Raw genomic sequence first — 6146 nt, 5'->3', positions numbered from 1 at the left:
GGACGGCGGGCATCGGGAATCGCCCGCCGTCCCCCGGCCGTCGTCGTCTCCGGTGGCCCGCGGCGTCGTCCGAGTGGCCGCTTGTGGCCAAGAGCCCGTCTCCGGTGGCCTGCCCCCGGACGATTGCAGCATGAGACGACACCGGATGTCCGCCGTCGCCGCCGTCATGGCCGCGGCGGCCGTTCAGGCCCTCGGCGGCGGGGGGACGGCGCACGCGGCGCCGCCGCCCGGCGCCTGCAACGACCCGGAGCCGGCGCGCCCCCCGGTACAGGCGCAGCCGTGGGCCCAGCAAACGCTGGCTCCCCAACGGGTGTGGCCGTACAGCAAGGGTTCCGGGGTCCTGGTCGCGGTCGTCGACTCCGGCGTCGACGCCGATCACCCGCAACTCGCCAGACCGGGCAAGGTCCTCGCGGGCCGCGACTTCCAGCTGGCGCGATCGCTTCCCGGCGCGTTCGACTGCGTGTCGCACGGCACCGGCGTCGCCGGCATCATCGCCGCCGATCCGGTGCCCGGCATCGGTTTCCACGGGGTGGCCCCGGACGCGCGGATCCTGCCGGTGCGGATCAGTGACCGCGAGTTCGACAGCCAGGGCGGATCTCTCCGGATCGATCCGCAGGTGGTGGCCGACGGCATCCGCTACGCGACGGACCAGGGGGCGAAGGTGATCAACCTTTCCCTGGCCGGTCACGACGATTTCGCCGTCATCCGGGACGCGGTCGCGTACGCGGTGTCCAGGGACGCGCTGGTGGTCGCCGCGGCGGGCAACGCCCAGCGCGAATCGACCGCCGAGCTTCCGTCCTACCCGGCCGCCTACGACGGGGTCCTCGGGGTCGGCGCCATCGACATCGACGGGGCACGGATGACCGGCTCCCAGATCGGCCGCTACGTGGACATCGTCGCTCCGGGCGCCAAGGTACTGGCTCCGACGAGGGCGGGCGGGCACGTGTACACCGACGGCACCAGCTACGCCGCGCCGTTCGTTTCCGGCACCGCGGCGCTGGTCCGGTCCGCCTGGCCGCGGCTGACCGCTCCGGAAGTGGCACGCCGCCTGATGGCGACCGCGAGCCCCGCGCGCGGCGGCCAGAACAGCCAGGCGTTCGGGGCAGGCGTGGTCGACCCTTACCGGGCGGTGACGGACAGCATGGACACCGCGGCCCCGGGGGCGCTGCCTGCCTTCGTTCCCACCCCACCGGACCGGGACTGGCTCGACCGGGCCGCGGCCCGGGAGAACGACGCGACGGTGGCGAAATGGCTCACCGTCGTCGTGACCGGCGCGATCGTGATCGCACTGCTGGTGGCGGTGCTCCTCCCGCGGGGACGCCGGCGTGGCTGGCGCCCGGGGCGCGCCGCGGCGGTGGCCGCCGAACCGGCCGTCGTCGAGCCTCCCGAACAGATCTTCCTGCTCTCCGGGGACTGACCGGATCGCCGAAAGCGCCAGGTGTCGAGGACACCAGGCGCTTTCGGCGTGATGGGCTTCTTCAGCCGCCCAGGGTCTGACGCCGGGCGGCGGCGGGGTCGAGGCTCGGGCCTTCGGGCAGGCGCGCGATCAAGCCGGCGGGAAGCCGGACAGGAAGCGCCGACGGGTATCCCAGCATCTTCAGGACGTCCGGCGAAGCCAGCGGATAACGGCGCCCCATGTCGGTCACCACGGTGAGCGTCCCGGCCGGCGCCTGTGCCGACGGCATCGCCTCGACGAGGATCGCGCTGCCCGGTGGCACGTGGACGCGGTCCGCGAGCGGTGTGCCGGAGGCTGTCCGGCGGGCGGTGGTCGACATCGGATCCGCGGGCGGCATCGAGGGATCGACGGTCAGCGCGGGGGCGGGAGCGCCGCCGTCGAAGGTCGCGCACACGGTGGCGTCCTGATCGCGCGGGCGCGCGATGGCCGGGCGTGCGGCCGGTGCCGCGCCCGCGTCGGCCTGGATCGGGTCCAGCTGCCGCGACATGGTCGCCAGCGAAGGCGGCAGCGGCACGGTTTTCGGTTCGGTACCGGGGTAGGCGGCCACCAGCTGGGCGCTCGCGCGCTGGACGTCGTACTGCAGTTCGGTGATCGGCCGCAGGGCGTCCCGTTCGGCGAGGTAGTGCTGCTGTCCGCCACCGGAGGTCTGCACCATCAGCAGCATCCCGTTCCGGATGTCGGTCCGGCCCGGCACCGCGGTGGACACCTCACCGGCCGCCGCCACCGGGAGCGGGCCGATCGGCGCGCCTTCCGGGAGGACGTCGAGCCAGGCCCGGCCGACCCGCGCCCACGGTTCGGCGGTCAGCGCCAAGCCGGTGCCGACAGCGCCGTAGTCGTCGATCCGGTGCCGATGCCCGCGCCAGACGACGAACCGGTCGCCGGTCGACGTCGATTCCACCAGCAGCGCCTGGTCCCCCAGTGCCGCGCCGCCGGACGGCGAGACCCCGGCCAGCAGCACCGATTCCTCGATCCGGCTGCCCGCCAGGTCACTCGCGGGGGCGGAGCACAGCGACCACGCTCCGGTGAGCAGCTTTTCGGGGCCGGGCAAGCCGTCCGGCGCGTCGGCGATGCCGATCCTGGGCCCTCGCGGGACACCGGCGAGCGAATCGCGCGAGACCCGTTCCGTGGTGCCGTGTTCGCCGAGCAGCAGCAACGCGGACGCGTAGTTCGCCACCGGATGCAGCCGGTCGTCCAGGTAGACGTACCGGGTGCCGCTCTCCTTCTCCACGATGACGGCGGCGTTCTTGCGCCAGGCGTTGTTCCCGCCGGGCACGATCATCCCGTAGACCCCGACGCACGCCAGCGCCACGATCGCCAGCGCGATCCCGGCGAACGTGGCGCCGGACGGACGGCGGAACGGCGGCTGCTCCGGGTCGGTCTCCCTGGTCACGAGCGCGGAGATGGCGCGCTGCACCAGGAATTGGTACGCCTGGAGCTGATCTCGTTTGGACGCCATGGTTTCAGCCCCCCAGTCCGCGCACGTAGCCGTACAGGCCGAGCACCGAGCACGCCACCGGGACGACGGCGATCATCACCAGGATCTCGAAGTACTCGGCGATCCGGCCGAGATACGGGTTCGCGGCGCGGGTGCTCAGCACCACCCCGGACGCGATCACGCCCGCGGCCACCGCCAGGGACAGCGGTCCGGCCAGCACGAGCAGCAGCGAGCGGTCCGTCATGAGCGGACCGGCGAGCAGGCAGCCGGCGCCGAAGAGGCCGGTCACCAAGAGCAGGGATCGCTGCCGCAGGATCGGATACAACCGTGCCCGCACCAGGAAACCGGCCGCGAGCAGGGCGACGAGGACGACGGCCGCTTCGCTGTCACTGCGGATCAGTTGCAGCTGGCAGTACATGACGACGATCGCCGCGCCGCCGAGCATGCCGGTGAGCAGCGCGTCCGCTCTGGCCACGGCGGCGTGCACGAGGTCGAGCGGCGGCTGAGGGTCGTCGCGGACGAGGTCCGCGGTCGAGCGCGGCAGCACCGGCATCGGCACCCGGCCGAGCCGCAGCGCCAGCGGCGCGAACGTGGTCGACAGCGCGAGCACGCCGCCGCCGATCACCGCCGCCGACCGGTAGCCCGCCAGATCGTCGAAGGTGGCCAGCCAGCCGCCGAGCACCCCGAGCAGGCCGACGGTGGCCGCCCCGGCGAACAGTTCCGGCGCGGCGGTCACCCCGAGATGGCCGACGACGGCCGCGAGCAGCAGGGCCGCGCTCGCCAGCAGCAGATGCCCGGCGGACAGCTCGCCGATCGGGTCGTCGCCCGCCAGCAGCAGACCGCCGCCGGTGAAGGCGAACGGAAGCGCGACGGCGGCGATCACCGCGCCCGCCCCGGCGTCGCGCAGCGCCCGCGCGAGCAGGACGCCCGCGGCCAGCAGCAGCGCGGAGACCGCCAACGCCCAGGCCGCCGGGGACGTCCACGGCGGGCCCGCGCGCAGCACCGCGAGCAGGCCGAACGACATCGCCACCGCGCCGACGGCCAGCCCGGTCCGCCGCGTGTGCCGTGGCCCCCAGGCCTTCCCGGTGCGCCCGGAACCGGTGGTGATCGCGTCCACGAGGTCGTCGTACTCGGGCTCCGGCCATTCGGCGCGGCGGGGCGTCAGATGGAGGATCTCCCCGTCCCGGACCCGGTGCGCGCCCAGCGTCCGGTCCAGATCGAAGGCCGTCCCGTCGGCGCGGCGCAACTGCCAGCCGCCGCCGGCGACGCCGTCGTCGGCCATCCCTTCGCCCGCCCGCGCGAGCAGGCCGGGGAGGATTTCGGCGACGGACGCGTGTTCCGGCAGCGCCATGTCGATGCGCCGGTGCGGAGTGGTGATGGTGACCCTGACCAGGCCGGCAGTCTGCATGGGAGAAGAGTCCGCCGCCGGGGAGCCCGCCGGGCCGTCACGGCAGGAACCTGCCGCCGGGAAAGCACGACGGATCCGGCCTTCGTGGGCGACAATGGGCGCATGAGCATCGAGACCACCGGCGGACCGAGGCTGCTCGCCCAGGGCCCCATCGCCACCGTGTACGCGGGCCGGGATCCCGCCACGGGCAACGACTTCGCGGTCAAGATGTTCCCCGGCTCCTTCGACCGCGAGACGACGTCGTGGATCGAACGCGAGCGGAAGGCGCTGGCCGCGGTGCGGTCGACGAGGTCGGTCCTCCAGATCGACGAGGTCTTGTCCCACGCGGGCGGCCGGTCCGGTTTCCGCCGGGAACTGTGCCCGGGTTCACTCGCGAATCTGCTGGATTCCGGTACCCGGCTGGGTGTTCCCGGCGTCCTCGCCCTCGGTGCCGCTGTCGCGTCGGCGCTCGCCGCCGCGCACGGGGCCGACGTCGTGCACGGTGGCGTGAGCCCCCACAACGTGCTGTACCGCGCGTCCGGGGAGTTCGTGCTCGCCGACTTCGGCGTGGCTCTGCGGCGGCGTTTCCCGCGCGATCCGATGTACTCGGTCGAGTACACCGCGCCGGAAACCCTGCGTGACGACACGCTTTCCCCCGCGTCCGACCTTTATGGACTCGGCGCGGTGCTCTACGCCGCGTTGACCGGCACACCGCCCTTTCCCCGGCGCACCGGGCAGCAGCCCGGCGAGCGGATCCTCCAGGTACTGCGGGAACCGGTCGCGCCGATCCAGGATCCGGCCGTCCCGAGCGAACTGTCCGCGACGATCCTCCGGTTGCTGGCCAAGGAACCGGCCGACCGGCCGCAGGACGTCGCGTCGCTGGCCCGGCTGTTCACGAAGCTGCGGCTTCCCGGCGGCGAGGTCGTCAGCGGGGAATCCCCCGACGCCCCAGGCGAAGACGAAGACACCGAGGTCGAGTTCGACGACTTCGCCGAGTCCTACCGGCCCGCCGCTCCGGTCCGGCCGGTGGCCGCGGCCCCGGCGCCGGTCCAGGTGGTGCAGGCGCCTCCGTCGGGCGGGCGCACGCTGATCCGCGAATTCAGCGGTCCCCTCAAGACCGAACGCCGGATTCCCTGGCGGCCCATCGCACTGGCGGGCGCCGGGGTGCTCGTCGCCGGGCTCGCCGCGGTGCCGCTTTTCCTCGGCCCGGCGGAGGTCGGCGGGCAGGCCGTCCCGGTGGCGGCCGCGATCCCACCGCCGTCACCGGCTTCCGCGCCGGCCCCGGACGTCAAACTGGCGCTCGCGCCACCGGAAGACCAGAGCGATCACGTGCGGCTGACCTGGACCGCGGAAGGCGAACTGGACTTCGTCGTGATCATGGCGGGCGAACGGCTGGAGACGAAGCAACTCGTCGCCCACCGCCAGCGCAGCCTGGACATCCCGGTCGACCCGGCGCGCCGGTACTGCTTCCAGCTCCGGGCGACGGACAGCCGCCACATCTACACGACCGAACCGGTCTCGATCCGCGGTGCCCGCTGCAACCCGTGACGCCGAGCGGGTCTTGCCCGCTTGAAGTACGTGAAGGCCCCCTTCCTTGCGCCTAGGTACAGGAAGGGGGCCTTCATGTACTTCGGTGTGGCTGCTGGTGCGGATGGGGCGAAGGTCGCGATCCGCAAGTCCGTGAAGGCCTCCTTCACTACCTTCAGGGTAGGGAAGGAGGCCTTCACGGACTTTGGCCACAGTCGCGGGCGGGCTGTCCTGAAGGGTCCCTTCAGGACATACCTCGGCAGCCCGCCGCCCACCCAAGACGAGCCGAAGGGAACTTTCCCGCGGACAGACGCGGGGTATGGGGGGGATGCCCCCCAGGG

At 73.2% G+C, this 6146-nt stretch carries 5 protein-coding genes; 3 read left to right on the top strand and 2 right to left on the bottom strand.

The window, feature by feature from the left end; translation table 11 throughout:
* Positions 1-130 precede the first annotated feature (130 nt).
* Positions 131-1417: a type VII secretion-associated serine protease mycosin gene (gene mycP, locus ACFWMR_RS42310; RefSeq protein ID WP_378382462.1), complete on the top strand. Its 1287-nt coding sequence runs from the start codon at positions 131-133 to the stop codon at positions 1415-1417.
* A 61-nt stretch (positions 1418-1478) separates the two neighbouring features.
* Here the strand turns inward: mycP and eccB are convergent, their stop codons facing one another.
* A complete protein-coding gene (gene eccB / locus ACFWMR_RS42305; RefSeq protein ID WP_378382460.1) occupies positions 1479-2912 on the bottom strand; it encodes a type VII secretion protein EccB in 1434 nt (477 codons plus the stop codon).
* A gap of 4 nt (positions 2913-2916) precedes the next feature.
* Complete coding sequence (eccD, locus tag ACFWMR_RS42300) at positions 2917-4299, bottom strand: type VII secretion integral membrane protein EccD (protein WP_378382459.1); 1383 nt, start codon at positions 4297-4299, stop codon at positions 2917-2919.
* A 102-nt stretch (positions 4300-4401) separates the two neighbouring features.
* On the opposite strand from eccD, the gene ACFWMR_RS42295 reads away from it, so the two are divergent.
* Together ACFWMR_RS42295 and ACFWMR_RS42290 are read left to right on the top strand one after the other, a co-directional pair.
* Positions 4402-5826 (top strand): serine/threonine protein kinase, encoded by a 1425-nt coding sequence (locus ACFWMR_RS42295; RefSeq protein ID WP_378382458.1) that lies wholly within the window; start codon positions 4402-4404, stop codon positions 5824-5826.
* 21 nt (positions 5827-5847) lie between these two features.
* Positions 5848-6146: hypothetical protein (locus ACFWMR_RS42290; RefSeq protein ID WP_378382457.1), on the top strand; the 299-nt coding region annotated here is incomplete at its 3' end.

This window comes from Amycolatopsis thailandensis (genome assembly GCF_042723255.1).
Lineage (GTDB): Bacteria > Actinomycetota > Actinomycetes > Mycobacteriales > Pseudonocardiaceae > Amycolatopsis > Amycolatopsis thailandensis.
Note: the sequence above shows the minus strand (reverse complement) of the source record. Positions and strands in the feature narration are given on the sequence as shown.

What these genes read in the sequence shown, in the direction of transcription:
- eccD (WP_378382459.1), bottom strand. Translation starts at nt 4,299, where the DNA reads ATGCAGACTGCCGGCCTGGTCAGGGTCACCATCACCACTCCGCACCGG.
- mycP (WP_378382462.1), top strand. Translation starts at nt 131, where the DNA reads ATGAGACGACACCGGATGTCCGCCGTCGCCGCCGTCATGGCCGCGGCG.
- eccB (WP_378382460.1), bottom strand. Translation starts at nt 2,912, where the DNA reads ATGGCGTCCAAACGAGATCAGCTCCAGGCGTACCAATTCCTGGTGCAG.
- ACFWMR_RS42295 (WP_378382458.1), top strand. Translation starts at nt 4,402, where the DNA reads ATGAGCATCGAGACCACCGGCGGACCGAGGCTGCTCGCCCAGGGCCCC.